The sequence below is a fragment of the Paracoccus broussonetiae genome (genome assembly GCF_031854425.1).
Taxonomy (GTDB): domain Bacteria; phylum Pseudomonadota; class Alphaproteobacteria; order Rhodobacterales; family Rhodobacteraceae; genus Paracoccus; species Paracoccus broussonetiae.
The window spans coordinates 12517-39297 of sequence record NZ_JAVRQI010000026.1 but is presented as its reverse complement, the minus strand read 5'-3'; the positions used below and the strand labels follow the sequence as shown (position 1 = coordinate 39297).

The 26781-nt window shown below is 61.9% G+C and carries 23 protein-coding genes and 1 pseudogene; 7 read left to right on the top strand and 17 right to left on the bottom strand.

All coding sequences use genetic code 11. The features are described from left to right. Window positions 1–154 precede the first annotated feature (154 nt). Both RM190_RS22280 and RM190_RS22275 read right to left on the bottom strand, forming a co-directional pair. Window positions 155–1522 (bottom strand): amidohydrolase family protein, encoded by a 1368-nt coding sequence (locus tag RM190_RS22280; RefSeq protein ID WP_311761683.1) that lies wholly within the window; start codon window positions 1520–1522, stop codon window positions 155–157. Between the two features lie 26 nt (window positions 1523–1548). Next, window positions 1549–2922: a nucleobase:cation symporter-2 family protein gene (locus RM190_RS22275; protein ID WP_311761682.1), complete on the bottom strand. Its 1374-nt coding sequence runs from the start codon at window positions 2920–2922 to the stop codon at window positions 1549–1551. A gap of 114 nt (window positions 2923–3036) precedes the next feature. Between RM190_RS22275 and RM190_RS22270 the strand changes: the two genes are divergently transcribed. The 6 genes from RM190_RS22270 (at window position 3037) to RM190_RS22245 (ending at window position 8544) form a co-directional block, all read left to right on the top strand. After that, window positions 3037–3918, top strand: coding sequence for a LysR family transcriptional regulator (locus tag RM190_RS22270; RefSeq protein WP_311761681.1), 882 nt, complete (start codon window positions 3037–3039; stop codon window positions 3916–3918). A 425-nt stretch (window positions 3919–4343) separates the two neighbouring features. Continuing rightward, window positions 4344–5423, top strand: coding sequence for a polyamine ABC transporter substrate-binding protein (locus RM190_RS22265; protein WP_311761680.1), 1080 nt, complete (start codon window positions 4344–4346; stop codon window positions 5421–5423). Window positions 5424–5441: 18 nt separating this feature from the next. Further along, window positions 5442–5831 carry a RidA family protein gene (locus RM190_RS22260; protein ID WP_311761679.1) on the top strand — a complete coding sequence of 130 codons (390 nt, stop codon included), beginning with the start codon at window positions 5442–5444 and terminating at the stop codon, window positions 5829–5831. Beyond that, window positions 5832–6920 (top strand): ABC transporter ATP-binding protein, encoded by a 1089-nt coding sequence (locus tag RM190_RS22255; RefSeq protein WP_311761678.1) that lies wholly within the window; start codon window positions 5832–5834, stop codon window positions 6918–6920. Further along, window positions 6917–7762 carry an ABC transporter permease gene (locus RM190_RS22250; protein WP_311761677.1) on the top strand — a complete coding sequence of 282 codons (846 nt, stop codon included), beginning with the start codon at window positions 6917–6919 and terminating at the stop codon, window positions 7760–7762. The genes RM190_RS22255 and RM190_RS22250 overlap by 4 nt, the downstream gene beginning before the upstream one ends. A gap of 2 nt (window positions 7763–7764) precedes the next feature. Then, on the top strand, window positions 7765–8544 hold the full coding sequence (locus tag RM190_RS22245) for an ABC transporter permease (RefSeq protein ID WP_311761676.1): 780 nt from the start codon (window positions 7765–7767) through the stop codon (window positions 8542–8544). Here RM190_RS22245 and RM190_RS22240 read toward each other — a convergent pair. The 8 genes and pseudogenes from RM190_RS22240 to RM190_RS22205 form a co-directional block, all read right to left on the bottom strand. Further along, on the bottom strand, window positions 8522–9493 hold the full coding sequence (locus tag RM190_RS22240; protein WP_311761675.1) for a LysR substrate-binding domain-containing protein: 972 nt from the start codon (window positions 9491–9493) through the stop codon (window positions 8522–8524). The genes RM190_RS22245 and RM190_RS22240 overlap by 23 nt on opposite strands. Before the next feature lie 89 nt (window positions 9494–9582). Next, entirely contained in the window at window positions 9583–10887 is a 1305-nt protein-coding gene (locus RM190_RS22235; protein WP_311761674.1) for an NAD(P)/FAD-dependent oxidoreductase, read from the bottom strand. A gap of 477 nt (window positions 10888–11364) precedes the next feature. After that, window positions 11365–12933, bottom strand: a complete 1569-nt coding sequence (locus RM190_RS22230) for an amidohydrolase family protein (protein WP_311761673.1) — start codon at window positions 12931–12933, stop codon at window positions 11365–11367. 18 nt (window positions 12934–12951) lie between these two features. Then, window positions 12952–14493, bottom strand: coding sequence for an amidohydrolase family protein (locus RM190_RS22225; protein WP_311761672.1), 1542 nt, complete (start codon window positions 14491–14493; stop codon window positions 12952–12954). Further along, entirely contained in the window at window positions 14490–15272 is a 783-nt protein-coding gene (locus tag RM190_RS22220) for an ABC transporter ATP-binding protein (protein ID WP_311761671.1), read from the bottom strand. The genes RM190_RS22225 and RM190_RS22220 overlap by 4 nt, the downstream gene beginning before the upstream one ends. A 3-nt stretch (window positions 15273–15275) precedes the next feature. After that, complete coding sequence (locus RM190_RS22215) at window positions 15276–16181, bottom strand: ABC transporter permease (protein ID WP_311761670.1); 906 nt, start codon at window positions 16179–16181, stop codon at window positions 15276–15278. Window positions 16182–16196: 15 nt separating this feature from the next. Next, window positions 16197–17255, bottom strand: coding sequence for an ABC transporter substrate-binding protein (locus RM190_RS22210; RefSeq protein ID WP_311761669.1), 1059 nt, complete (start codon window positions 17253–17255; stop codon window positions 16197–16199). 491 nt (window positions 17256–17746) lie between these two features. After that, window positions 17747–17941 (bottom strand): annotated as a pseudogene (locus RM190_RS22205) (transposase); the annotation flags it as partial. Between RM190_RS22205 and RM190_RS22200 the strand changes: the two are divergent. Next, window positions 17892–18422, top strand: coding sequence for a tyrosine-type recombinase/integrase (locus tag RM190_RS22200; protein WP_311761668.1), 531 nt, complete (start codon window positions 17892–17894; stop codon window positions 18420–18422). The pseudogene RM190_RS22205 and the gene RM190_RS22200 sit on opposite strands and share 50 nt — an antisense overlap. Window positions 18423–18713: 291 nt before the next feature. On the opposite strand, the gene RM190_RS22195 is transcribed toward RM190_RS22200, so the two are convergent. The 7 genes from RM190_RS22195 to hisD form a co-directional block, all read right to left on the bottom strand. Beyond that, window positions 18714–19193 carry a L,D-transpeptidase family protein gene (locus RM190_RS22195; protein ID WP_311761667.1) on the bottom strand — a complete coding sequence of 160 codons (480 nt, stop codon included), beginning with the start codon at window positions 19191–19193 and terminating at the stop codon, window positions 18714–18716. Between the two features lie 478 nt (window positions 19194–19671). After that, window positions 19672–21195 carry a GMC family oxidoreductase gene (locus RM190_RS22190; protein WP_311761666.1) on the bottom strand — a complete coding sequence of 508 codons (1524 nt, stop codon included), beginning with the start codon at window positions 21193–21195 and terminating at the stop codon, window positions 19672–19674. Between the two features lie 10 nt (window positions 21196–21205). After that, a complete protein-coding gene (locus tag RM190_RS22185; protein WP_311761665.1) occupies window positions 21206–22303 on the bottom strand; it encodes an ABC transporter ATP-binding protein in 1098 nt (365 codons plus the stop codon). 3 nt (window positions 22304–22306) lie between these two features. Next, window positions 22307–23185, bottom strand: a complete 879-nt coding sequence (locus tag RM190_RS22180) for a carbohydrate ABC transporter permease (protein WP_311761664.1) — start codon at window positions 23183–23185, stop codon at window positions 22307–22309. After that, a complete protein-coding gene (locus RM190_RS22175; protein WP_311761663.1) occupies window positions 23175–24071 on the bottom strand; it encodes a carbohydrate ABC transporter permease in 897 nt (298 codons plus the stop codon). The genes RM190_RS22180 and RM190_RS22175 overlap by 11 nt, the downstream gene beginning before the upstream one ends. A 58-nt stretch (window positions 24072–24129) precedes the next feature. Beyond that, complete coding sequence (locus RM190_RS22170; protein WP_311761662.1) at window positions 24130–25383, bottom strand: ABC transporter substrate-binding protein; 1254 nt, start codon at window positions 25381–25383, stop codon at window positions 24130–24132. A gap of 70 nt (window positions 25384–25453) precedes the next feature. Next, entirely contained in the window at window positions 25454–26761 is a 1308-nt protein-coding gene (gene hisD / locus RM190_RS22165) for a histidinol dehydrogenase (RefSeq protein WP_311761661.1), read from the bottom strand. Between the last annotated feature and the right edge of the window lie 20 nt (window positions 26762–26781).

Here is a 26781-nt window from a genome sequence, read left to right as displayed (position 1 = left end):
GCTCAGGCGAAGATAGTCAAGTAACGTATCCCGAGATCCCGCCGCGCTCAGGCTGATCTCGGTGTGGTTCAATAGGAAACGGAATTGGGACGGCACTTTGGTTCTCCTGTGGCGAGGGGCGACGACAGGACCGCCGCCCCCGGCGTTTTCTCATTCACGCCGTGACTTCCGCGACCGCCGAATTGGATGCGAGCCATTCGTCCCGACGACTGAACAGTTGGGGTGCCGCGGCATTGACGCGCGAGATCACCTGTCCGAGATCGGTGGTCAGCAGCTTGCCATTTTCGACGAGGATCCTGCCCGCGACCATCGTCATGTCCACATCTCCGCCTTGGACAGCGTGGACGAGGTTGTGGTGGATATTTCCGTCGCTGCCGCCGATGAGCGGCGTCAGGCGCGGAATGTTCGAACGAACGGCAATGATGTCGGCCTGCTTGCCGATCTCGATCGAGCCGATCTGGTCTTCCATGCCGATTGCCCTGGCGCCTTCGATCGTGGCCATCCGGCACACGGACCAGGCATCCAGGGCTGCCGCGTCAAGCGTGGATACCTTCGCAAGAAGAGACGCAGCCTTCATCTCGTCGAACATGTCGAGATTGTTGTTCTCTTTTTCCCCGTCGGTGCCAATCCCGACCGGAACGCCCATCTTGCGCAGTTCGATCACTGGCGCGGCGCCGCTGGCGAGTTTCATGTTGCTGACGGGGTTGTGGGCCACGCCCGCGGGATGCTGGGACAGCAGCTTGATCTCTTCACTCGACAGCCAGACGCAATGCGCCAGCAAAATACGCGGGCAGTCCAGCAGACCGAACTTTTCCAGCGCCTCGATGGGGCGGACGCCGTAGCGGCGTTCGGTCTCGGTCACGTCGAAGCGGCTTTCGTTGCTGTGCGTGTGAAAGCCCACCCCATATTCGCGGCTTATCCGGGCTGCGCGGGTCCATGCCTCTGGAGTCCCGTAGAAAAGATGCTCCAGCCCGACCCAGACGCTGACACGGCCGTCGGCGCCGCCATGCCATTTGCGGATCAGGGCCTCGTTCGTCGAGAGTGTCTCGAAGTAGTCGTGATCGGGATGCTCGCCGACATAGGGTACCAGCACGGCCCTGATGCCCAGATCCCGGGCAACCTCGGCGCTGCCATGCATGTGCCGCCACATGTCCACGATGGTCGTGGTGCCCGACAGCAGCGCTTCGGAATAGCAAAGTTCCGAGGCGAGGCGCGCCTCGTATTCATTCACGACACGGTGCATGGGGTCGATGAACTTCTGCAGCCATTCCCACACCGGTAGCCCTTCTGCCGTGCCGCGCAGGATGCCTGAATGCGCGTGCGTATTGACCAGTCCAGGCATCAGGATGCGATTGGCAAGCCTTTTGACGGCTGCATCCGGGGCACGGGAGCGCACCTGTTCGAAGGTGCCAACATCGTCGATCCGGCCCGTGCTACCGACCAGAATGGCACCGTCCCGGATCACGGTATTGGTGGCATCCATGGTGACGAGATAGTCGGCGTGAAGAATGGTATTGTTCATGGTGTTTCCGATTTCTGTGAAAGTTTCTAGGCTTCGACGGCGAGCGCGGCGTCGGCCGCATCGGCCTGGGCGCGCTCGGCATCACCCAGTCCATTGAAGGCGATGTTGAGCGCGATGGCGGTGAAGGTGGTAAGGATCACCCCGCTTTCGGTGAACAGATGCGTCCAACCCGGCAGTTGCGCAAAGAACTGCGGGGACATCAGCGGAATGACCCCGACCGAAACACTGACGGCCGCGATGAGCACCGTGTTGTAGTTTTTCTTGAAGTCATCCGTGGCGATGATCCGGATGCCCATCATGGCAACCATCGCGAACATGACGGTGGCGGCGCTTCCCATGACGAAAGGCGGCGTCGCGGCGACGACATGCGACAGCTTTGGGACCAGTCCCATCGCCAGCAGAATGAAACCGCCTGCCGCGCAGACGAAGCGGCTTTTGACGCCCGTCAGCGTGACCAGACCGATGTTCTGCGAAAAGGAGGTGTATGGGAAAGCGTTGAACACTCCACCCAGCACCGCACCCATCCCGTCCGCCCTGAGACCGCGGACAAGCGCCTTGTTGGTCGTGGGCCGTCCGACGATCGTGCCAAGCGCAAGGAACATGCCGGTGGATTCGACCAGGGTCACGACCATCACCAGACACATCGCCAGCGAAGCGGCCAGATCGAAGGTGGGCGCGCCGAACGGGAAGGGAGTCACGACGCGCAGCCAGGGCGCCTGATCCATGCCGGTCAGGTGGATTTCCCCCAGTGCCACGGCGGCGGCATAGCCGGCAATGATGCTGATCAGGACAGCGATATTCGCGATGAAGCCCTTGGCAAACTTCACCAGGACGAGGACCAGGACAAGCTGGGACAGCGAGATCAGCAGATAGACGGGCTTGCCGAAGTCGGGGTTTGGTGTGCCGTCGGGCAGCAGTGGCGATCCCCCGGCCGACCACTCGATGCCGACCTTCAGCAGGCTGATACCGATGACCAGCAACACCGAACCGGTGACAACAGGCGGGAAGAACCGCAAAAAGCGCCCGAAGAACGGAGCGATCGCAATTCCGAAAATGCCCGAGACGATGATCGCGCCGTAAACTCCGGGCAGACCAAGTTCGGGATTGGCACCGATAGAGATGATGGGCGCGATCGAGACGAAGGTGACGCCCATCATCACCGGCAGCCGGATCCCGAAACCGAACAGGCCAAGGGACTGGATGATCGAGATCAGGCCCGCGGCGAAAAGGTCGGCGCAAATGATGACCGCCAACTGGTCCTGTGGCAGGTCAAGCGCCGCTCCGACGATCAGCGGAACGACGATGCAGGCCGAATACATGACCAGCACGTGCTGAAGCCCAAGCGCGAAGGTTTGCGCGGGTGGCAATTTGCGGTCCACCTCGTGGGGAGTGTTTTCCATCATGGTCTCTCTGTTGAATCCGATCCGACTTTGAGTCTTTGTTTTCGGATGTTGTCGGTCCGCGGTCGCGGTTGGCGCAAGTTGGGACCGATCTAAAAATCAGATAGGTGGGGGATGGCGTTCAGCCTTGATCAGTTGGTTGCGTTTCAAACAGCCGCACAGTCTCGCTCTTTTTCCGAAGCTGCCCGGAAAATGGGCAAGGTTCAGTCCGCAATCAGCACAGCGATATCTGATCTGGAGATTGATCTGGGGGTCGCATTGTTCGACCGCAGCGGCCGCTATCCTCTATTGACGGTCGAGGGAGAGACCCTGCTGCAGGAAGTCGAGGCGATCCTGTCCCACTGCCATACGCTGCGTGAACAGGCGGGGCTTTTGCTGGAATCCGGCAATCACAGCCTGACCCTTGCCGTAGAGGACGCGGTGCCCGCCGGCAGGCTGGTTCCCGTGCTCGCAGACCTTCAGGATCGGTTCGCCGGTCTGCAGATTGCGGTGATCTGCCCCAGCGACCTCGTGCGTGCGGTCGCCGACGGCACGGCCGATTTCGGCATGGGTTGCGCTCGCGGCAATTATCCGTCGGAGTTGTCCTTCATCAGGGTCGGCAACGTCACCCTGACGAATGTCGTGCGCTCGGATCATCCGCTGGCCAATCGCGACCATGTCAGGTTTTCGCATCTGCGGGACCATACACGGCTGGCGCTGCGGGGTCAGTTCGACAGGATTGCGACCAGCGAGTACCTCAAGTCACCCCGCTGCATCCACGTCGAAAGCCAGAACGCTTTGCTTGAATTGCTGCGCGAGGGTGCAGGTTGGGCCACGGTACCCGGACGCCTGGTCACGCAGGACATCCTTCAGGGTGTGCTGACCGAGATCAACCTGAATGCTTATCCGAAGACCGACTGGACGGTCGGCATCGATCTTCTGTGGAAGTCCAGTGTCCCGTTCACCGCCGTGGGGGCCCGCCTGAAGTCGCTGGTGCTGGCAATGGAAACCGAGTGATCGCGCAGCGGTGATCACCCGGGGGCATATCCTCTCCAGGCCGACCAGGAGGGACTATCCGCGACCTTCCGGCGCTTCGAGGCCGCCTGAGCTCGTGGTCCGATCGCGCTTGAGTATCTGAAACCGCATGGACCGCGTCAGATACACAGAGTTTCAGCCACTCCCGTCCGGAGTTCGTAGTGCGCTTTGCCCCCGTACGGAACTTCACAGGGCACCCGCACATGTTGCGGGTCAATGCCATCACCGCTTTCGTCTGAACTCGTTAGTCCTGAGAGACCCCGCTTGGCAGGCTGAAGAGCGCCTGTCGACAGGATCCAAAATGGACTCGCCTTATAGGGCATAAGTCGTTCTCTTCTTTGCTGGTGCGGGTGTCCGAATAAGCTTCCCTGAAGCAGCAAAGCCAGATGGACAACAGGGGAGCGAAGATGTCGATGCAAAGCAAGGTGACAAGGCGAACAGTGCTGTCCGCGCTCGGTGCCGGCAGCGCGGTCATGGCGGCGCCGTGGGTTTGGTCCTCGCAGGCGCACGCTGCCGCGAACGAGATGCTCGTCCGCACGCCGGGCGGCGTCTTTGATGATGTGCGGCAGACCATCGTCTACGAGCCATTCCGTAAGCTGACCGGCGTCACCATCGTCCCTGTTCCGGCGACGGCTGCGCGCCTGCTTGCGATGCACCGCTCGGGCCAGATGGAGGTCGATGCAATCGACACGGGTGACGATGTCCTGTTGCAACTCGATGCCGAAGGTGCACTCGAGCAGATCGACTATGGCAAGTTCAGCCAAACCAACCCCGACGATATCGAGGAGACGGTTCGCCATCCGAGTTTCACGGGTTCGTTCAACTACGCCATGGTGATGGCACACAATACCGAGAAATTCACCGCCGAGACGGCGCCCCAAAGTTGGGCCGATTTCTGGGATGCCGACCGCTTTGCGGGTCCGCGCACCATGCCCGACATGTCAAGCGGCGCGCCGGATCTGGAGTTCGCGCTGCTGGCCGATGGGGTGGCCGTGGCGGATCTTTACCCGCTGGATATCGATCGCGCATTTGCATCGCTTTCGCGCATCAAGGGTGCGGTGACGAAATTCTGGGATACCGGCGCGCTTTCGGCCCAGATGCTTGCCGATCGCGAGGTCTACCTTGCCAGCCTGTGGAGCACGCGTGCCAGCGTTGCCATCGACAGTGGCGCGCCGGTGGCGCTGCAATGGAACCAGAATGCCGTTCTGGGCCAGGCGATCGGCATCGCAAAGGGATCGTCGATGAAGGAGGCTGCCCTGCAGTTCATCGACTTCAACGCCAGTCCCGAGATTCAGAAGGCCTGGTTCTCCAACTATAAGGCCGTTCCTGTCAACAAGCTCGCTTACGAGGCGACTGCACCCGAACTACTGGACCCCGACACCAAGACACCGTTCACGATTTCCCGCGGTTTCGTACGGGACATCAAGTGGTGGGCAGAGAACCGGGCCGAGGTCAACAATCGCTGGTCCGCCTGGATCGCGGCATAAACAGAAAGGGACGTGAACATGTTTGATATCGTCAAGACGGGCTTGCTGCCCTCAAGCGCCCCGGTCAACGGCACGGTGAAGGCTGGCGACTACATCACCTCGGTGCAGGTGCCGCGCGACCAGACTACGGGAAAGACCGTGGATGGCGGGATCACCGAACAGACGACCCGCACGCTTGAGAACCTGAAGCAGGCGATCGGGGGGGCGGGGGCCGTGCTCGCCGATGTCTACGAGGTCGTGATCTATCTCAAGCGGCGCTCGGACTTCGCCGGAATGAACGAGATCTACGTCAAGTATTTCCCTGAGAATTTTCCCAGTCGGGCAACCATCATCGCGGATATGGTCGACGAAGCCTGCCTTATCGAGATTGTCGCCCGTGCCTTTGTCGGGAATAGAGGTCGAAGCTGAATGGTCGAACTCAAGGGAAACCAGATCAGTTTCCAGTCGGTAAGCAAGCTTTACAACAAGCTGGCCGTGGTCGACGGGTTCACCGTCGATATCCGGCCGGGCGAGTTCTTCTCGCTGCTTGGTCCGTCAGGGTCGGGCAAGACGACGACGTTGATGATGCTGGCGGGATTTACCGACATATCCTCGGGCAGCATTTCGGTCGACGGCGTCGATATTTCGCGGACGGGGCCGGGCGAGCGGGGCTTCGGCATGGTATTCCAGAACTACGCCATCTTTCCGCATCTGAATGTCTACGAGAATGTGGCATTTCCGCTGCGAGCCCGAAAGCTGCCGCGTCAGACAATCGAAGCAAAGGTCCGCGAAGCCTTGCGTGCGGTCCAGATGGAGCATCTGGCTGGGCGCTTTGCGCGCGAGCTTTCGGGCGGTCAGCAGCAACGGGTGGCCATCGCCCGCGCGATTTCTTTCGAGCCGGGCGTCGTGCTGATGGACGAGCCACTGGGCGCGCTGGACAAGAACCTGCGCTATGCCATGCAGATCGAGATCAAGGAACTGCAACGGCGCCTGGGCCTCACCGTGATCTATGTTACCCATGACCAGGAAGAGGCGATGAACATGTCGGACCGGATCGCGATCATGGCAAACGGTGCGATCGCGCAGATGGGTCCGCCGCTTGAGGTCTATGAGAGCCCCCGCTCACGCTTCGTCGCTCGGTTTCTGGGCGAGGCGAACGTGATCGAGGGGAAGGTGGCCCGGCTGGCCGAAGGAGAAGCCGCCGTCGAGGTCGCTGGGCTGAAACTTGGCGTCGATGGGGCAGGAGAGTTGCCCTCGCCCGGTGAGGAATGTGCCTTCTTCGTGCGGCCCGAGCGCCTGAAGCTTTCGGTTGGCGCAGCGCTGCCAGAGTACTGCCACGTGCCGGGCAGGGTCGAGAAGATCGCATTCCTCGGCAATATCACCCGATACGAAATCGACTGGGACGGTCCCGCAGGGTTCGTCATCGACTGTGCCAATTCCGACGACTCGCGCCATGCTCATGGTCAGCCGGTTTTCGTGAACTGGAACAGGGCAGACGCGAAGATCCTGACGCGATGAGAAATTCCGGTTCGAAGCTAGAGACCTCACTGCTGCTGGGTCCGGTCATCTTGATGTTCCTGTTCGGCTTTGCCGTTCCGATCATCTCGTTCCTGTGGACCAGCATCGCCGAGATCGGCAGCCTTTCCGAAATCGCCGCGACATTCGTGCGGACCGCGGGGTCGCGCGCTGCCATCAGTGCGATGATCACCTCGAACATGATCGCGCTGGTCGTCACGCTCTGCGCGCTGCTGATCGCCTATCCGGTTGCGGCCTATCTTTGTCTGGCGGGCCGCTTCCGCTTCACGCTGGTCATCTTCTGCATCGTGGTGCCCTATTTCACCAGCATGATCGTGCGCACCTACTCCTGGATGATCCTGCTGGGGCGGAACGGCGTCGTGAACAACACGCTGATGTCGCTGGGGATCACCGACGCGCCGCTTGCGCTTCTCTATAACCGGTTCGGTGTCATCGTCGGCATGACGTATATCCTGTTGCCCTACATGATCCTGACGCTGTTTGCGGCCATGAAAAGTGTCGATCCGTCGTTCATGCGCGCGGCTCGATCCCTTGGGGCGGGCCGGTTCTATGCCTTCCGCCGGATCTACTTTCCCCTGACGGCGCATGGCGTCGTCTCGGGCTCGCTGATCGTCTTCATCCTTGCGGTGGGCTTTTTCATCACGCCCGCGCTGATGGGCGGACCGCAGGACACCATGACTGCCATGCTGATCCAGCGTTCGGTCGAGATCATGTTCGACTGGACCAGTGCGGCCATCCTGTCGATCCAGCTGCTCGTCGTCACGCTTGCGATCTATTTCGTCTATTACTGGGTCACGGACTCCAAGAAGATGATGGGGGCCTGAGAATGTTCGCTCTTTCGCGTCTGCTTGGCGTTTACGTCGGGATCTTCTGCGTGGCGATGATCGCGCCCGTTGCGATTGTCCTGGTGCTGTCCTTCAGCAATGAGAGCTACCTGTCCTTTCCGCCGGAATCCTACTCTCTGCGCTGGTTCGAGGCCTTTCTGGGCGATGCCGCGTGGCGCCGGTCGATGTCGATCAGCGCCACCGTGGCCGTGCTGTCGAGCCTGATCTCCACTACGATCGGCTTTCTGGCCGCCTATGCCTTCGTTCGCAAAAGCTTTCGATTCAAGAAGGCTTTCCTTGCGACCATGCTGATGCCGATCATCGCGCCGTCGGTCATTATCGCGGTGTCGCTGTATTTCATGACCGCCAAGATCGGGCTGATGGGCAACATGGTGTGGCTGGCCTTCTGCCATTCGGTGATCTCGGTCCCGATCGTGCTGATCATCATGATCGCGGGCGTCAAGTCGGTCGATCCAAACATCGAGCGTGCTGCCGTCGGCCTGGGGGCCAGCAAGGCTTATCTGTTCCGGCGGATCATCATTCCGCTGACCTATCCCAGCATCGTCTCCTCAATGCTGTTTTCGTTTCTTGCGTCATTCGACGAGCTGATCATTTCCCTGTTTCTGGCTGGGACGCGCAAACAGACCATGCCGGTCCGGATCTGGAACAGCCTGCACCTTGAGGTCGAACCGGTGATCGCGGCGGTGTCGGCTTTCCTGATCGGTCTGACCTGCCTTGTCCTGCTGCTGAATTATCTGGTCACGCGTCGCCGGGCCGGCTGATCGCGCAGGGCAGGCGCCTGCCGTCCTTGCGCAACCATTCCTGCAAGTGCTGCTCGTATTGGGCAGCCTCGGTCCGCAGGTGGCCAAGGAAGCGATCGATGACACGCTCACGGATGTTCCGGGTCAGCCAATAGGCGTAATAGGTGGAGGTGATCCGGGGCGCGATGGGCCGGATGACCACGTCGCGGTCGAGAAAAAGATAGGCTGCGCAGTGATCCACGGCGGTGATGCCGATGCCGCTTTCGACCAGGGCGCAGCCGACCGTCGCCATTGGGGATTCACCGACCGGTGTCAGTTCGATCCCGCGTTCGTCCAGCATCTCGGTGAAGACGTCGTTCAGGCCCTCGCTGGGCGACATGCGGATAAACCGCTCGCCCTGAAAGTCCTCCAGCGCAACCTGTTCTTTGGCGGCCAGTTCATGGCCGGCGGGCAGCACTGCCAGCAGGGGGAAACTGCTGATGAGCGAGCAGGTGATCCCCGGAACCCTGACCTCGCGCGTGCCAAAGCCGATGTCTCCCTTTTGCGATCCGACCTGCTCAAGTGCGTCGTTCGAATGCCGTGGCATCACCTTGAAATAGGTGCCCCGGTCCTGCCTGTGATACGAGGCGAGTGCCTTTGGCAGAATGGAAAGCGCCAGACTGGGCACGGCGGCCAAAACCAGAGAATGACCCTTTTCTGCCCGCAACTTGTCGCAGAAGGCGTTGATATGCTCGATCCCGGTGTAGCAGCGATGGATTTCCTCGTAGAGAAGCCGCGCCTCGTTGGTAGGCGAAAGACGGCCGCCACGCCGGTCGAACAGCGTGTAACCGACGATGTCCTCGGCCTCTTTGATCAGTTGCGTCACGGCGGGCTGCGTGACATTCATCATGGCAGCAGCGCCTGTCGCCGTCCCCGAGGACAGAATGGCCTGAAGCCCTTCGATGTGTCGAAATCTGAGTTGGCGTCTCATCCCCTACCATTCTGACTGCTGCCGGGTCTGCAAGGCACAAACCGGCCTTCCACCGGCAAGTCTTGCAGCCGGGCGGCCGGGCCACAAGGTCAGCTCAGCAAGCGGATGGTTTTTCTCTGCAGTGAATAGGCGGCAGGGTCGGTGAAAGGCTTTTCCCTGTTCATGATCTGCGACAACAGCAGGCCGCTGCCCGGCCCCCCCGTCATTCCGAAATGACTGTGGCCGAAATTGAGGAACAGGCCCGGATGACGTGCGCTTTCCTCGATCACCGGCAGGCTATCGGGCAGCGAGGGGCGCATTCCCGCCCAGAAGGTCAGGTTCTCGACATTGACCGAGGGAAACGACTGCTTCAATTGACGCGTCAGCATGAAGGCGCGCCTTTCGTCCGGAACGGTGTCCAGCCCCGATATCTCGACCGTGCCCGCGACCCGCAACCCATCGGCCATCGGAGTCAGGCCGAAACTGCGGCTCTTGTTCGAAAGCGTCGTGCCGACGCGCAGGCCGTGATCGCGCAGCATGATGTGATAGCCACGTTCGATCTCAAGCGGGACCGAGACACCCAGCGGCTCAAGTAGCCGTGCCGAATGCGCACCGGCGCAAACGACCACGTTCGGGGCCGTGAAGTTTCCGACGCCCGTCAGCACGGTGAAGTTCCGGCCGCCCGGAGCGGGGATGACTTTCCCCACCTGGTCGTGCACGCGCTGTCCGCCGCCCTTCAGAAAAATCTCTTCCAGCTTTTGCACAAGGCGGGCCGGCGAGACGGTATAGCCATTGCCGGGTACGAAAACCGCGCGTTTCGGACCTGTGGCCATGTCTGGGAACAGGTCGGAAATCTCATCGCGTGTCAAAGCTCGTGCTTCGATGCCATGCCGTTCGCGGATTTGCCGCTCGCGCGCGGCGGTCAGGCTTTCATTCTCGCTTTCCCACAAATGAACCTGCCCGTCATTGCGGATCAGATCGCCATAAGCCTCGCCCACCAGCTCGCGCCAATACGCAAAACTGTCCTTGTGCAAGCTCCGCATGGCGTCCGAAATATTGAGGACGTTTGTCCAGCGCCCCGCTGATATCCATTTCATCAGCCACGGAAAGGCTCTCGCGAAATAGGCGGGGCGAACGACCAGCGGACCCATGGGGTCCATCAGCCAGCCTGGGACCTTGCGCAACATCCCGGGCAGCGAGATCGGGACGGCGGTGTCGGGGCTGATCATGCCGGCATTTCCGAAAGACGCCCCCCCCGGAGAGGGGAGCGGATCGATCACCATCACATTCCTGCCCGAGCGCTGCAGGTAGACCGCGGCACATAATCCGACGGTACCGCCGCCGATGATAATGGTGTCGGCTGAATGGGGGGGCATGATCGCCTCATGGTGCTGAATGACTTTTCCCAGACTCATGCGGGATGACGGAATGGCACTCAATATTCGAACCGCTTATAGCGGATAAGCTTCCCCCACTGGCTTCGATCGCATCCGCCGCAGTTATGTGCGGATCCAATTCCTTCATTTCGAATTGTGCTGCTGGTGTCAGATTTGCTGAACCGTCAGAGGTATTCATGTCCTGCAGCCGTGCCGGGGCTACGGAGGGGCGGCGACCGCAGGGCGACCACGAAAATTTCCCCTTCAGCGTTTCTATTTCGATGAACCCTGATCACGAGCCACCATCCGATCTTCCGACTTCCGGACGGCGGGGAAGGTGCGTAGCAGCACGATCTTGATGGCTTCGCTGTTCGTTTGTGGCGCAACAGAATGATCGCTCGAGACGGCAATCTGATCCAAACCGATCTGTGCCTCCAACCGGTGCGTCAGTGCGGGTCCGCTGCCATAGAGTTGAACGGTTAGATCTGCTGATCTGACACCGTTACCTGTCCAGCATTATTGATACGGCCGACCCGCACTTCGGCCAACGGGCCATGGGGTGGGCGCGCGGTTCCCTTCGACCAAGGCATGCGGCACCCTACGTTCCATTTCCACGTCCTGTTCGCAGGCAAGGTCGTACATCTTGCGGTAGTAGGGCAGGTATCGCGCCACGGTTCGGTCGGCCTCGTTCATATGACCGATTTTGCGCTCGAAAATCTCGCGAGCTTCCGCGAGCAGTGTGCCCTCGTCGATCCGGGTCAGCCCATTTCCATCGCGAACGACCTCACCGGCAACCATGGTCAGCAGGACGGAAGTTCCGGACTCGCAGTGGACAAGTTGGCGAGGCAGGTCGTTCAATGGCACATAGGCGATGGTGCCGAGATCGATCAGGTTCAGGTCGGCCGGGGCGCCGACCGAGATCTGGCCCAGCATCGGTTCGCGCATTGCATGACCGCCGCCCGTCGTCGCGGCGCGCAGGATTTCGCGCGGGTTCGGCCAGCGTTCGTAATCCGTCTCGGTGATGCAATGGATCAGGGCGGCGGTCTTCATCACCGACCACATGTTGACCGCGTCGTCCGCAATCGCCTCGTCCACGCCAAGGCAGATCGGAATGCCCCGGTCCTGCATCGCGCGCCAGCGCATGACGCCGCTGCCAAGGCGCAGGTTCGACACCGGGTTATGGGCCACGGACGCCCCGCTTTCCGCGAGCAGGTCAAGGTCGGCGTCGTCCACCCAGATCGCATGGATCACGTTCATCCGTTCCGTCAGCAGCCCAAGATCGGCGGTATGGCGGACCAATGAACGCCCGTTCAGGCATTCGCGGCCGAAGACACGCTGCAACTTGGTTTCAAGCATATGGGCATAGAAGGGCAGATCGTGGTCACGGCTTAACTGGTCAAGCGCCGCGAAGTATTCGGGGCTGACGCGCTGTGGTGCCGAGCATGAGGCCGCCGCCTTGATCCGTCCGCCTGCCGCACCGTGCCATCGGGACAGGAGATGATCGTAGAGGCCCAGCAGGTCATCTCGCGATGTGGGCGAGGGCCGGCCAAGCTCGCGACGCAGGTCGTCGGGCAGCAACTCGCGCAGATAGGGCAGCTTTTCCAGCTCGCTGACCTCGGGCTGATCCAACGCAAGACGCGCCCGCATGCCGCTGTCGACATAGGCCTGCGCCACGGCGTCGATGATCTCGGGTTCGGGGCGCGGCACGAAGAAGCAGTCATCCTGGACCGAGGTCGTACCGCATCTGAGCATCTCGATGCAGCCCAGCATGGTGCGCAGATAGGCCTCGCGCGGGGTCGGTCGCAGCACGTCCAGCTCGGGGCATTCGTAGAGCATGAAGACTTCGAGCGGCAGCGACGGCAGCCGCCCCTTCATGTGGTTCACGGCCGAATGGAAGTGACCGTTGACAAGGCCCGGCATCAGCAGGTTCCCGTTTCCTTCGATCAGTTTCGCGCCTTCGGGAATGGCAAGGCACTCGCCAATCCCGGCGATGCGCCCCCCGGTGATGCTGATGTCGCAGGTTGAGGTCATGCCCTCCTGCCGGTCGAGGTCCAGCAGGCGCACATTGCGGATTATCGTTGTCATGATGGTTTCCTGGCCGCGTCAGACGCGGGAAGAGCCTTGCTGAAAGGGGATGCGGGGCGTGTCCGCCGGGACGTAGCCGTCGTAGAACCTCTCGACCTCGCCAAAGACCTGCGCGCGCAACCAATGCGTCTCCTGCTCGGACGTATCGCGGGGCTTTGCCAGCGCCTCGGCGATCTGGGCTAGGATGCTTTCGCGGTTAATCCGTGTGAACTGGCCGTCGCGATAGATCACCTCGCCATCGACCAGAACCGCATGGACGTCCTTGGTCTTGGCGCGGTGGATCAGCGCGTCGAGGGGCGCGATGTCCGGGTCCTGATAGGGCCAGGTGGCCGAGGAATAGTCGAGGACAACCGCGTCGAACCGCCGACCGGGGTCAAGGCGGCCGATCTCGGCCCCGAAAGCGGTCGTCAGCGCGCCATGTTCCGATGCCATGCGCAGCACCTGCGTTGGCGTGGGCACCGCAGAATGATCCATACCGGGACCGCGATGGACGGTCAGGGCCATGCGCATTTCCTGCAGCATGTCGCGGTCGTCATTGATCCCGGCCTCGTCGATGCCCATGCCGACGACCATGCCACGCCGCTGCAATTCCATCAGCGGCAGGACGCCGGACCGCAGGCGGAAATTCGAGGAACAGTTGTGGCAGATGCAGGTGCCGGTTCCTGCGCAGATCTCGATATCTTCCTCGGTCATCCAGACGCCGTGGCCGAGGGTCAGCTGCGGACCCAGGAGGCCAAGTTTTTCAAGGTGCTTGACCGCCGTAGTTCCGGTGCGGCGGCGGGCATATTCCTTTTGATAGGCGGTCTCGAGGAGATGCATGTGCATCGGCACGCCTTCGGCGTCGGATTTCTCCTTGATGGCGAGCAGGCCGTCATCCGTCATCCAGTGCAGGTTCGCCGGTGCAAGCTGGATGCGGGCGCGCGGATTGCGATTGCCGGCTTTCAGCTCGTCATAGAGCGTCATGAAATCGGCGAAGCTCATCTTCTGCCGGGCAAGATGCGCGGCCATGACCCGGCCGGCCTCAGCGGGCAGGCGGGCGCAGAAATCCTCGTCCGCCTCATAGACGAAGCGGTTCTGCTCGCGCACAGCATAGCAGTAGGAGGCGCGCATCCCCACTGCCTCATACGCACCAAGGACACCCCGCGCCGCGCCCAGCACCTCATCCAGATCACCGGTCGCCCAGCCCTGGATGTGCTGGACAGTGGTGATCCCCGAGGAGATCATCTCGAAGGCCGAATAAAGCGTGTCGAGATAGGGGTCCAGCTTGCGCATCGAAAGGCGCGCGGCGAACCATAGCTCCAGCGCGTAGTCCGGCGCACCAAGCTGCAGGGGCGTCAGGCCGATGTGATGGTGGCTGTTGACCAACCCCGGCATGATCAAATGGTGCGGGTAATCGGTGACGGTAGCCTCGGGATACGCGGCCTTGATCTCGGCCGCCGGTCCGACCGCCAGCACGATGCCGTCGCGGCTGGCCAGCGCCGCATCATCATGGATGACCGGGGTGGTTTCATCCTGCGCACCGGTGACGATCCAGCGCGCGGTTACGATTTCGACGCTCATGCGAGTTCCTGTTCCCTGAAGGCTTTCTCGACCTCTTCGGCCAGCAGCGCCTCGCAGCGGCGGGCGCATTCGATCATTTCCGGGCTGCGCAGGTCGCGGGGGCGCGGCATGTCGAGCGTTATCTCGGCCTTGATGCGGCCAGGGCGAGAGGTGAAGACAACGATGCGGTCGGCCAGTGCCAGCGCCTCGTCGATGGAATGGGTGACGAGAAGGACCGAGGCCTTCGAACTCTCCCAGATGTCCAGCAGATGCTGCTGCATTCTTGCCCGCGTCTGGATGTCGAGCGCGGCGAAGGGTTCGTCCATCAGCAGCACCCGGGGCCGCATCGCCAGCGCCCGTGCCAGCGCGGCGCGCTGCCGCATCCCGCCCGACAATTCATGCGGGCGCTTGCCGCCGGAATTGGCAAGGCCGACCAGCTTCAGCAGGCGTTCCGCCGCCTCCGTCCGTTTCGCGGGCGGGTGGCCCGCGATCTTCAGCCCGAAGGTCACGTTATCCCGCACCGTCAGCCACGGATACAGCGAGGCTTCCTGAAAGATCAGGCTGCGATCGGGAGAGGGTTCGGTGATCTCGATTCCGTCGAAACTGGCATTCCCCGAAGTCGGCTTTTCCAGCCCCGCGACAATATAGAGAAGCGAGCTTTTCCCGCAGCCCGAGGGGCCAAGCAGCACGACGAATTCGCCCGGTGCGACATCCAGCGTCAGGTTGCTGACCGCCGGGACCGGGTCAGGCCCGTCCGCATTCCAGATTTTCGAGACATTCTTGATCGACAATCCAAGCATGGGTCAAAGACCTCCTGCATTTCCGGGACCGACCCACCACAGCACCTTCCGCTGGATCAGGCGCAGCGCCTGGTCAAAGAGGAAGCCGGTGATGCCGATCAGTGTCATGGTGAAGAAGACAAGGCTGGCGTTGAACGTGTTGCGGGCCATCATCGTGACCTGCCCCAGACCGGATCCGACGCCCACGGCCTCGGCGATCAGGACCACCATCCACGCGCCGAAAAGGTTCATCCGCAATGTGACGAAAAGCTCGGGCAGAATCGCTGGCAGGATGACGTGGCGATAGATCTGGCGTTTGGAGCAGCCCATGATCTTGGCAAGCTGGATGTAGTTCTTGGGTACGCTGTCGATCAGTGAAAGCGTCGCCAGTGTCATCACGAAGTAGATCGCGATGAAGACAAGGAAGATCGCGGGCGGATTGCCGATCCCGAAGACAAAGACCGCGACCGGGATCCATGCCACGGGCGAGATCGGGGCAAGCATGGTAACCAGCGGCAGGCTGAGCTTGCCGAAAATGCGGAAGTAACGGATGGCAAGTCCGGTCGCCAGTGACAGCGCAAAGCCCAGGATCAGGCCCGCCGTGACCCGCAGCGCGGTCCAGCCGATCACGCCGAGGACCGACCAGATCGAACCGCCTTGTCCCAGTGCCCCGGCCCGCGCGCCGGTCGGATCGAAGAAGCGAAACTGGTCGGGAAGGTTCGCCAGGAAGATATGCGGTGGTGGCAGCAGCAGCGGATTTGCCCAGCCCCGCCACCACGCGAACTCCCACAGGCCGACGAAAATCGCGAGCGATGTCAGCGACCACAGCACAGGTTCGGCCTTGCGCATCCATGCGCCGGGGCTGCGGGGCTGCTGCTGCATGTTCCGGCCCACCCCGTCCTGCCGCGTTTCCACGGTTCCATCGGTCATGAGAGATCCCTTTCGTCAGGCCGTCTTCAGCTTCAGCGAGGCATAGAGATCGGCATTCTCCGAAATCACCTCGCTCAGCAGTGTCCAATCGAGTGCCTCGGGTGGAAGCAGGTTGCGGACATAGCCCATGTCCTTCATCGACTGTGAGCGGTCGGCGAAGAAGCGGTTATTGTCACGCTGGTCGATCTTGACGGGTTGGCGCGACTGAGCAAGCTTCAGCGCCTCGAACGATGACTTGTAATAGGTCCCGGCCGTCTCCTCGAGCGCCTTCGAGATATCCTGCTCGGACTGCTGCTGAGCGGTCAGCATGCCCTTGATCACCGCCTTCACCGCCGCGGGATTCTCTTCCAGAAGGGGCGTGCGAGCCGCCAGTACGCAATCCGCATAGCCCTTGCCGTAAAGGTCGATCCCGTCGCTGAGGATCGTCGCGCCTGCACGCTGCTCAAGGCATTGCGTCGCATAGGGCTCGATATGGCAGACCGCGTCGATCGCGCCGTTGATGAAGGCGGCCGCGAGTTCGGGCGAGGTGTTGAAGTACTTCACGTCGACATCCGCGAAGGCCACACCGTCCTTGGCCAGGTAGTCGTAGGCTAGGACTTCAAGCGTATCCGCCTGGAAGGTGCCGATCGACTTGCCCTTGAGGTCTGCTGCGGACTTGATGCCCTCGGCCCCGATCAGGATGCATCCTTCGACCCCGGCGCCGGCAATCATCTTCACCGGCGCGCCGGCATCGACCAGGGTGATGAAGTTCGAATAGGGGATGACCGAGATATCGACCATGCCCGCACCGAAAAGCGTCACCACGTCGGTGGTGGTCGGGGTCACCACGAAATCCAGCTCGACCCCGTCGGCCTCGGTCAGGTGGCGTTCCTTGGCGATGAAGATGCCGAGGTTGCACAGGCCCGCGCCATGGGTCGCCTTGATCGTCGTCAGGCCGGCGGCTGCCGCCTGCTTTGGAGCCAGAAGACCTGCCGGTATGGCAAGGCTGGCCATCGCGGCCGCGCCACCCTTCAGAAAGCCACGGCGGCTGGCCTGCATGATGTTGTGATAGCTATTCCCACATCTGTCGCACATCGCGAACCCTCACTGTTGGAGCGTGACGATGTGACGGGCGTCTTCGTGCCGGACGCGCCTTGCCAAATCGCCAATGACACTTGGCACGCCAACCAGAAGAAGAGGGTGAAACACCGCCAGATGGCCGAGCGTCTCATCGGGCGGAGTTGCCCTCCCTGCGCTGACCCAATGGCTATCCTGCGCCGCCTCTCGGGGAGAACTGCAAAATGCGGCTCAAGGGTAAAGTTTCAAGGTTGCTCAGACGCGGATCGTCCGCTGCGCGAATAATCGGCAGATGGCGGATCTGCCGTCACCTGCAACGGAGTTGGGCCGCCCTCGTGCCCTGTCACCCAATGTTGGTCAGCCGAAACTGCACGTTTGAGACAACCCCGATGCCTCGTCTTAAAGGGCGAAACTCGCTGTCTTCGTTTTTTGTTCTGACGGTCATGGCCTTCCGGCTCGACGGTGGGGAAAAGCCGGGTCGCGCCCTTGGATCAGGACTCGTTCTAGGATCATAGCCAGAACATGATGGTAGCGGCGAGGGCGACTGCTGACAGAAAGACCTTTGGTGATCGTTCGCAGCGAAGGGCAACCCTACGCCAATCCTTCAGACGGCCGAACATGATCTCGATCCTGTTACGGCGCTTGTAGCGACGCGTGTCATACCTGATGGGCTTGCCGCACGATTTCCGGCCGGGGATGCAGGGCCCGCTGCTGCCAAAGCACATGTGGTCGATCCGCGTTCGTCTGGAAATGGCGGGCAACAAGCGCGATCTGGCGCTGTTCAATCTGACCGTCGACAACAAGTGGCGAGACCGTGACCTTGTCGGTCTGAAAGTCCGCGATGTCTTTGCCGCGGGACGGGTGAGGGAGCGCGCATCGATCATCCAGAGCAAGACCGGCAATTCGGTTCGCTTCGAAATCACTGAGACAACGCGTCAATCCCTTGAGTGCAGGATTGCCGACCCGGAGATGATTGGCCTCGATTATCTGTGGCCCAGTCGCCTGCACCACGGCCCGCATCTGTCGACACGGCAGTATGCGCGGATTCTGCGTGAATGGGTGATGTCGATAGGATTGGAGCCAAGCGCGTATGGCACTCATTCGATGCGCCGAACGAAGGTTGCTCAGACCTACAAGAATACGGGCAATCTGCGGGCGGTGCAGCTTCTGCTGGGCCACACCTAGATGGACAGCACAGTTCGATATCTCGGCATCAATCTTGAGATGCGCTCACATTGTCAGAAGGCGGTGATCTGTAGACGGTACTCCGGCCGCTACAATGCTTGTCGGTCGGCCCATTCCTGTCGCTAGACTGCGGCGCATTTTGCGCGGCGTCATTCCCGGAAGCGGTCATTTGGCGAGTGGCGCAGAAAATCGGGTGTCGGAAAGACAGCGTTTGGGACCCAGCAGGCGGAGAGGGCAGGACAGGGACCCGACCGCGGCACCGCATCTGAGGTTGCCGCGATCTGGCCTTCGTTACAATCCCTCGATCTCGATCGGTGTGCCGTTCGGGACCAGCGACCAGATTTCGCGCATCTCGGCATTGGTGACGGCAATGCAGCCGTCGGTCCAGTCGATCAGGTGATGCACCGGGCCGAGCGCTCCCCAACCGTTCGGCAGGCCATGGATCATAATGTTGCCGCCTGGATCGCGCCCGGCCCGTTCCGCCGTCTGACGGTCCTCGGGCGATGGGTAGGAGATATGCAGGCTCAGATGTGCCATGGAGCGGGGGTTGCGCCAGTCGATCACGTAGCTCCCCTCGGGCGTGCGCTCGTCCCCTTCGGCGTACTTGTGGCCCCGGTCCCAATTTGACCCCATCGAGATCCGGTAGCTGCGGATCACCTTGCCGTCGCGTAGCAGATGCATCTGCCGGTCGGCCTTCGATACGGTGATGAGGTCGGCCTGCTCGGTCGGAGCGGCGGCTGCGGGCGGCGTCCCCGGCGCAAGGCGCGCCATGACCTTAGCATATCCCACAGCGCCCAGGCTGCAGAGCACAAGAAGAAGGAGTAGCCGTTTCAGAACCTTGCCTCCGGTTGCCGCAGAAGGGAGTATTCCGTGGATGAGGCCACACCTACGCCGAGGCAAGTGTTTTGAGAGTCGCGATCTTCCGTTCCGCCGCATCTAGACATATCGACACTGTGTATGGTGTCGGTTGACCCACCAAGCACTAATTAAGCGTAGTTGGCCCGCGTGGACACTTTATGGTCTATGGCGAAGTGGTCCCGGCCTGAGGTACCTTTACCGCTATACGTTTAGACGGGTATTATCCGGGCTAGATCATCTGTTGTGCCCGATTATTGTTTTTTTACAAGGATAACTGGCGGAGGGGATGAGACTGATGTCGAAGAACCTCAACCCCCACATGCCTGCAGCGGATGACTCCTTCGCCGCGTGGTTCAGATCGTTGGCGTACTTCTTGATCGCGTTCCATATCTCAACAGGATGAGCGGCGAGTGCGGCAGTCGTGCGCGAGCGCTTGTCCTGCGCGAAGGGCGAGCGCCGCGATGGTCAGCGCGGGGTTGACGGCTGCCGAAGTCGGCAGCACCGAGGCATCTGTCACCCACAGGTTCGCAATGTCGTGGCTGCGGCAATCGGGGTCTACAACCGAGCTGGCCGGATCAATGCCGAGCCGCGCCGTGCCGCATTGATGCGAGGTGGTGCGGTTGCCGAAGATGCGCACCAGGGTCACCGGAAAGCCCGCCCGTCGCATGACCTGCCGGGTGCGCCGGATAAGCATATGATGCGCGTCCATGTTGGACCGCTGCCAGTCGACGACGATATCCCCGCCCCGGACAAGGACGCGGCTGTCGGGATTGGGCAGATCCTCGCTGGTCAGGAACCAGCCGAAGGCGCGGTCGGCGACGAGGCGTGCGAGCGGTCGCGGCAGGCCCGGGATCTGCGCCTTCAGGATATTGCCGGTGATGCGACCCAAGAGCTGGACATTTCCGAGTGGCGCATGCGCCTCGGGGTCGTCATTGTAGAAATCGTTGAAGCACAGGGTCTTCTGATAGACGGAGTCGTTCCGGATCAGTGGGTTCAGCGTGATCATCGCGCTGGTATTGTGGTTCATGAAGTTCCGCCCGAGCTGGTCGGAGCGGTTGCCGAGGCCTGTTGGATGCGCGGCATTGGTCGATCGCAGGAGAAGCGCCGCTGATTGCACGGCACCCGCGGCGACGGCGAAATGGCGGGCCGTCAGCCGCTCCTCGCGCCCGTTCCGGCGGATGATGGCGGCAGTGATGCGGCTGCCCGACTCGTCGGTTTCAAGGCGGGTCACCTGCGCCCCGGTCATCAGCGTGACATTCGGATGCGTCAGGGCCTCGGCCAGCGGGCCGACCTCGGCGTCGATCTTGCCCGCGCCGCCGGTATTCGGAAAGGCGTCCCAACCCGTTCTGCCCCGCGCCAGCCAGGCCTCGATGTCGATGGCAAGGGGCAGGCTTGCCGGATGGACACCAGCACGCTTAAGCCTTTCGCGCACCAGCCGCAGGGCAGGCTCATCCGGCACGGCGGGGTAGGGGAAAGGACCCGACCGGGGAGGCTCGGTCGGGTCCTGATCCGCCGTCCCGCGCACGCGGAACAGCGCCTCGGCCTTGGCATACCAGGGCTCCATCTCGGCATAGGAGATGTCCCAGCCGGGGGAATTGCCGCGCAGATGCCGCCTTGGCCGGAAATCCTCTGCGCGGTAGCGATACATGACCGCGCCGTAGAATTTCGAATTGCCACCGACATAGTAGTAGTTGCCGGGCAGGAATTTCTGCCCGTCGGAGCCCGTCCATTCCTCGGAGGATCGGTAGACGCCCTTCTCGAATATCGCGACATCGTCGCGCGCGTCGGGGCTGTCGGGCAGATATTCGCCCCTTTCGAGGATCAGGACCCGGACGCCCGAGGGCGCGATGGCCGAAGCCAGCGTGCTGCCGCCGATGCCCGAGCCGATGATGATCACGTCGCTGTCGGTGGTCATTTCGCGTGCCTCAATCAATGCGCAGTTCTGTCGTGGGGTCGAAGAGAACAACCTTTGCGGTCTCGACCGCGAGCCGTGCGGTCTGCCCCGCACTTACGGCGAGGGGCGCGAGCCGCGCGATGACATCGGCGCCGCCCAAGGTGAAGTTGGCCAGCGTGTCGGGACCGGTCGGCTCGACCACTTCGATCATCACCTCGACGCAATCGGGAGCGTCCGTCGCGACCGAAAAGCCTTCGGGGCGGATACCCACTAGTACCGGCTGGCCCAAGTAGCGCTGGCGAGCGGCGTCGCTGATAGCCACCCCCGATATCCGTGACTTGCCGCCGTTCGGCTGGTCCATGACCAACACCGGACCACCCGGTTCGTCGACCAATCTGCCGGGGATGATGTTCATCGCGGGCGAGCCGACAAAGCGCGCCACATAGACGTTGGCCGGGCGGTCATAGACGGATTGCGGCTCGTCCAGATGCTGGACAATCCCGTCCTTCATCACCGCGACGCGGGTGGCAAGGGTCATCGCCTCGATCTGGTCATGCGTCACATAGACGATAGTGGTGCCAAGGCGCTGATGCAGGCGCTTGATCTCGGTCCGCATGTCGACCCGCAGCTTCGCGTCAAGGTTCGACAGCGGCTCGTCGAACAGGAAGAGCTTGGGGTGGCGCACCAGCGCGCGGCCCATCGCGACCCGTTGGCGCTGTCCCCCCGACAGTTGCGAGGGCTTGCGGTCCAAGAGATGCGACATCTGTAGCAGTTCGGCCGCGTCGCGGGTCGCGCGCTCGCGCTCGGCAGGCGGGACGCCCCGTATCTTCATGCCGAATTCGATGTTCTGGCGCACGGTCATCGTGGGGTAAAGCGCATAGGACTGGAACACCATCGCGATATCGCGGTCCTTGGGCGACAGGTCGTTGACGGTCTCGCCGTCGATGCGGATCTCGCCCCCGCTAATGGTTTCAAGTCCCGCGATCATGTTCAGCAGCGTCGATTTCCCGCAGCCCGACGGGCCGAGCAGGACAAGGAAGTCGCCGCTGCCGATCGAGATACTGACCTCCTTCAGCACCTCCATCGTGCCATAGGCCTTGCGGACGCGATCTATTTCCAAAGTAGCCATCGGTCAGCCTTTCACTGCGCCGGCAGTCAGTCCACGGACAAAATAGCGGCCCGCGACGACATAGACGAAAAGGGTGGGAAGGGCGGCGATCATGGCTGCGGCCATGTCGACATTGTATTGCTTGCGGCCCATGGTCACGTTAACCACGTTGTTCAGCGCGACCGTGACGGGCGAGGACTCGCCTGCGGTGAACGAGACGCCGAACAGGAAGTCGTTCCAGATCTGGGTGAACTGCCAGATGCAGGACACGACCATGATCGGCAGCGCCGCTGGCAGCATGATCGAGAAGAAGATGCGGAGAAAGCCCGCACCGTCGATCTGCGCCGCCTTGGTCAGCTCGTCCGGGATGGTTACGAAGTAGTTGCGGAAGAAAAGCGTCGTGAAGCAGATGCCATAGACGGTATGGACCAGCACGAGGCCCGAGATCGTCCCCGACAGGCCCAGTGCGCCCAGAACCTGCGCCATCGGCAGGATCACCGCTTGGAACGGCAGGAAGCAACCGAAGAGCAGCAATCCGAAGATCAGGTTCGATCCCCTGAAGCGCCATTTCGTCAGGACATAGCCGTTCAGCGCCCCGATCCCGGTCGAAAGCAGGACGGCCGGGACGACCATCATCAGCGAATTGACGAAATAGGGCTTCAATCCTGTGCAGGCGGTGCCGATGCAGGCCTGGCTCCACGCCTTGGCCCAGGCCTCAAAGGTCAGGATTTTCGGCAGGCCGATAAAGGAGCCGCCATAGATCTCGTCCAGCGGTTTCAGCGAGGTCACGACCATGACCCAGAGCGGCATGAGGTAGAAACCCGCAAGCCCGATCAATCCGCCATAGATCATCATGCGCCCGATCATGCGCGAGCGTGCCGCAGAGCCGTATTCAATGGCCATCACGACCCTCCTTCAGCTCGGAATAAAGGTAAGGGACGATGATCGCGGCGACGGTCATCAGCATCATGATCGCGCTGGCGGCACCGACACCCATCTGGTTTCTCCGGAAGACCGATGAGAACATGAAGGTAGAGGGCACTTCGGTCGCGCTGCCCGGACCGCCATTGGTCATCGCCAGAACCAGGTCGAAGTTCTTGATCGAGATGTAGCTGAGAAGCACGATCACCGACAGGAATGCCGGGCGCAGCATCGGCACAATGATGCTGGCATAGATGCGGGGCAGGGATGCCCCCTCGATCTGCGCCGCCTTGATCACCGAATTGTCGATGCCGCGCAGCCCGGCCAGAAAGATCGCCATGGCGAAGCCCGAGCTTTGCCAGACCGCCGCGATCACGATGGTATAGATTGCGAAATCGGGTTGGGTGATCCAGTTGAAGACAAAGCTTTCCCAGCCGAGTCCGTTCACCACCTTCTGGATCCCGAGATTGGGGTTCAGGATCCATTTCCATGCGGTGCCGGTCACGATGAAGGACAAAGCCATTGGATAGAGGTAGATCGCTCTCAGGGCGCCCTCGGCCCGGATGTTCTGGTCCAGAAGGATCGCCATGAGCAGCCCGACTGCGATGGTAACGGTCAGAAACAGCGCCGAGAAGATGAAGAGGTTCGCGACGGCGGTGTGCCAGCGCGGCGTGGCCCAGAGCCGATAATATTGCTCCAGTCCGACGAAATCGTATTGCGGTACCATCTTGGAGGACGAGAGCGAAATCCAGCCCGTCCAGGCGATGAAGAGATAGACCCCCACGATGACCGCGAAAAGGCTTGGGGCCATGACCAGACGCGGCAACCAGTCGGCGAACCGGTCCGCGATGCTTTTCCTTCGGGCCATGACGATCCTCTGCGGGGTGGGGGTGGACCCGCCGATCCTGAGATCAGCGGGCTGCGGATCAGCGGGCGTTATCGATGCCATCGACCAGCAACTGCACTGCGTCCTCGGAGGACATTTCGTTGACGAAGAACTGGGCGGCGACGTCGCCGAACACGGCCGCGAATTGCGGCTGCGCCGCAAAGCCATGTGTCGCCCCGCCCAGCATCGCATTGCCTTCGATCGCGGTCGCGCGTTCCGCAAAGCCCTTCTTGGCGCAATCGTCGAAATCGTCGACGCCAAGGTCGGTGCGCGCCGGGATCGAGCCCTTGATCAGGTTGAAATCATGTTGGACCTTGGGGTCCATGACGACCTCGGCCAGCGCTACCTGAGCCTTCGACACTTCGGGGTCCGAGACCTTGAACATGCCGAAGCTGTCGATCACGAACTGGAACGAGGGTGTCTCCGACGGCGTCGCAAAGCACAGGAAGTCGGTGCCGGGCTTCAGGCCCTTGGCCAGAAACTCGCCCTTGGCCCAGTCGCCCATGACCTGCATCGCGGCCTGCCCGTCGATCACCATGCCGGTCGCCACCGCCCAGTCGCGACCGTTGAAGCCATCGTCCACCAGACCCCGCACCTGACGCAGCGTGTCGAAGACCTGCTTCATGGTGTCCGAGTTGAGCGCCTCGGGGTCCAGATCCACCAGTGCCTTGCGGTAGAAATCGGGGCCCCCGATATCCGCGACCAGCGCGTCGAAGATCACCTGAATCTGCCAGGGCTCGTCACCCATGGCGAGGGGGATGATCCCTACGGCCTTCAGCTTATCGCCGTCCGCGATCAGATCGGCCCAAGTCTTCGGTTCGGCGATCCCGGCCTTGTCGAAGGCGGCCTTGTTGGCCCAGACCCAATTCTGGCGATGCATGTTGATCGGCACCGCGATCAGGTTCTCGCCATTCTTGACGAAGGGCAGCACCTGGGGCGCGATCGTCGCCTCCCAGCCATTGGCTTTGTCGAGGTCGTTCAGATCGCGCATCACGCCTTCGGAGGACCAGTCGATGCCCTCCCAGCCGATGAACTGCATCGCGCCGGGCGGGTTGCCTGCGGCGAGACGCGAGCGCAGCGCCTGCTGCATGTTGCCCCCGGACATCCCGCCGACGGCGCTGTCCTGCCAGCCATAGCCTTTGGCGGCAAGTGCCTCGCGGATGGTGTTCAGCGCCGCGACTTCGGATTCCGAGACCCAGTGGTGCAGCACCTCGATCTTGGTTTCGGCGTGCGCCGGCAGCGCGGCGGCAAGGGCCAGCGTGCTGGTGATCAGGGTGGAGGACAGTTTTCTCATGGTGGATTCCCCGTGTTGGATGAGATGAGAAAGCCCGGCGGCGTTCCGCGCGTCTCGGGATGTGATGGGTTCAGGCATCGACAGCGGCTCCGTATCCGACGTTGCGCTTGCCGTAGCGGCGGACGCGGATATTGGCTTGCTCGGCATGGCCGACGAAGCCCTCCATGTGACAGAGCCGCGAGGCATAGGCGCCGATCATGGCCGAGGCCTCGTCAGTCAGGACCTTCTGATAGGTGCAGGTTTTCAGGAACTTGCCGACCCAAAGCCCGCCGGTATAGCGCGCGGCCCTAAGTGTCGGCAGGGTGTGGTTTGTGCCGATAACCTTGTCGCCAAAGGCGACATTGGTGCGGGCCCCAAGGAACAGCGCGCCGTAATTCGTCAGATTGTTCAGGAAGTAATCCGGGTCCGCGGTCATCACCTGAACATGTTCCGAGGCGACGCGGTCGCCCTCGGCCACCATCTCGTCGAGCGTGTCGCACAGGATGATCTCGCCATAATCCTGCCACGCCTGCCGCGCGATCTCGGCGGTGGGCAGGATCGCCAGCAGGCGGTCGATCTGCGCCAACGTGTCGCGCGCCAGTTTCTCGGAATTGGTGATCATCACGGCGGGCGAGTTCGCGCCGTGCTCGGCCTGCCCCAAGAGGTCGGTTGCGCAGATCTCGCCATCGACCGTGTCATCGGCAATGACCAGCGTCTCGGTCGGACCGGCGAAAAGGTCGATGCCGACCCGTCCGAAAAGTAGGCGCTTGGCCTCGGCCACAAAGGCATTGCCGGGGCCGGCGAGCATATCGACCGGCGCGATACTCTCGGTGCCGATGCCCATGGCCGCGATGGCCTGCACGCCGCCAAGGCAATAGATTTCATCCGCCCCGGCCAATGCCTGCGCCGCGACGATCTTCTCGGCGATCTTGCCCTTGAACGGCGGCGCGCAGGTAATGACGCGCCCGCAACCCGCGACCTTCGCGGTCAGTACCGTCATATGGGCCGAGGCGAGCAGCGGATATTTACCCCCCGGAACATAGCAGCCGACATTTCGGATCGGCACGTTCCGGTGGCCGAGGATGATGCCCGGCAGCGTCTCGACCTCAAGATCCAACATGGAGTCGCGCTGCGCCTGCGCAAAATTGCGGATCTGCTCCTGCGCAAAGTCGAGGTCGTGACGTTCCTGCCAGGTCAACCCGTCGATGCAGGCGGCGATCTCGGCGTCGGTCAGGCGGTAGCTCTCGCGGTCGAGGCCGTCGAATTTGATGCTGAGTTCGCGGACGGCCTTGTCGCCGCCTTCCGCAACCTGTGCCAGCAGCTTTTCGACAGCCTCGGTCACCGCCGGGTCGGTCTGGTCGCCTTGGCTGAGGCGCGCGGTTTTCAGATGCCGGATCATGGCAAATCTACCTCACGGGG

Coding starts and splice junctions, on each gene's coding strand:
- RM190_RS22280 (WP_311761683.1), bottom strand. CDS start 1,522: ATGAACAATACCATTCTTCACGCCGACTATCTCGTCACCATGGATGCC.
- RM190_RS22275 (WP_311761682.1), bottom strand. CDS start 2,922: ATGGAAAACACTCCCCACGAGGTGGACCGCAAATTGCCACCCGCGCAA.
- RM190_RS22270 (WP_311761681.1), top strand. CDS start 3,037: ATGGCGTTCAGCCTTGATCAGTTGGTTGCGTTTCAAACAGCCGCACAG.
- RM190_RS22265 (WP_311761680.1), top strand. CDS start 4,344: ATGTCGATGCAAAGCAAGGTGACAAGGCGAACAGTGCTGTCCGCGCTC.
- RM190_RS22260 (WP_311761679.1), top strand. CDS start 5,442: ATGTTTGATATCGTCAAGACGGGCTTGCTGCCCTCAAGCGCCCCGGTC.
- RM190_RS22255 (WP_311761678.1), top strand. CDS start 5,832: ATGGTCGAACTCAAGGGAAACCAGATCAGTTTCCAGTCGGTAAGCAAG.
- RM190_RS22250 (WP_311761677.1), top strand. CDS start 6,917: ATGAGAAATTCCGGTTCGAAGCTAGAGACCTCACTGCTGCTGGGTCCG.
- RM190_RS22245 (WP_311761676.1), top strand. CDS start 7,765: ATGTTCGCTCTTTCGCGTCTGCTTGGCGTTTACGTCGGGATCTTCTGC.
- RM190_RS22240 (WP_311761675.1), bottom strand. CDS start 9,493: ATGAGACGCCAACTCAGATTTCGACACATCGAAGGGCTTCAGGCCATT.
- RM190_RS22235 (WP_311761674.1), bottom strand. CDS start 10,887: ATGAGTCTGGGAAAAGTCATTCAGCACCATGAGGCGATCATGCCCCCC.
- RM190_RS22230 (WP_311761673.1), bottom strand. CDS start 12,933: ATGACAACGATAATCCGCAATGTGCGCCTGCTGGACCTCGACCGGCAG.
- RM190_RS22225 (WP_311761672.1), bottom strand. CDS start 14,493: ATGAGCGTCGAAATCGTAACCGCGCGCTGGATCGTCACCGGTGCGCAG.
- RM190_RS22220 (WP_311761671.1), bottom strand. CDS start 15,272: ATGCTTGGATTGTCGATCAAGAATGTCTCGAAAATCTGGAATGCGGAC.
- RM190_RS22215 (WP_311761670.1), bottom strand. CDS start 16,181: ATGACCGATGGAACCGTGGAAACGCGGCAGGACGGGGTGGGCCGGAAC.
- RM190_RS22210 (WP_311761669.1), bottom strand. CDS start 17,255: ATGTGCGACAGATGTGGGAATAGCTATCACAACATCATGCAGGCCAGC.
- RM190_RS22195 (WP_311761667.1), bottom strand. CDS start 19,193: ATGGCGCGCCTTGCGCCGGGGACGCCGCCCGCAGCCGCCGCTCCGACC.
- RM190_RS22190 (WP_311761666.1), bottom strand. CDS start 21,195: ATGACCACCGACAGCGACGTGATCATCATCGGCTCGGGCATCGGCGGC.
- RM190_RS22185 (WP_311761665.1), bottom strand. CDS start 22,303: ATGGCTACTTTGGAAATAGATCGCGTCCGCAAGGCCTATGGCACGATG.
- RM190_RS22180 (WP_311761664.1), bottom strand. CDS start 23,185: ATGGCCATTGAATACGGCTCTGCGGCACGCTCGCGCATGATCGGGCGC.
- RM190_RS22175 (WP_311761663.1), bottom strand. CDS start 24,071: ATGGCCCGAAGGAAAAGCATCGCGGACCGGTTCGCCGACTGGTTGCCG.
- RM190_RS22170 (WP_311761662.1), bottom strand. CDS start 25,383: ATGAGAAAACTGTCCTCCACCCTGATCACCAGCACGCTGGCCCTTGCC.
- hisD (WP_311761661.1), bottom strand. CDS start 26,761: ATGATCCGGCATCTGAAAACCGCGCGCCTCAGCCAAGGCGACCAGACC.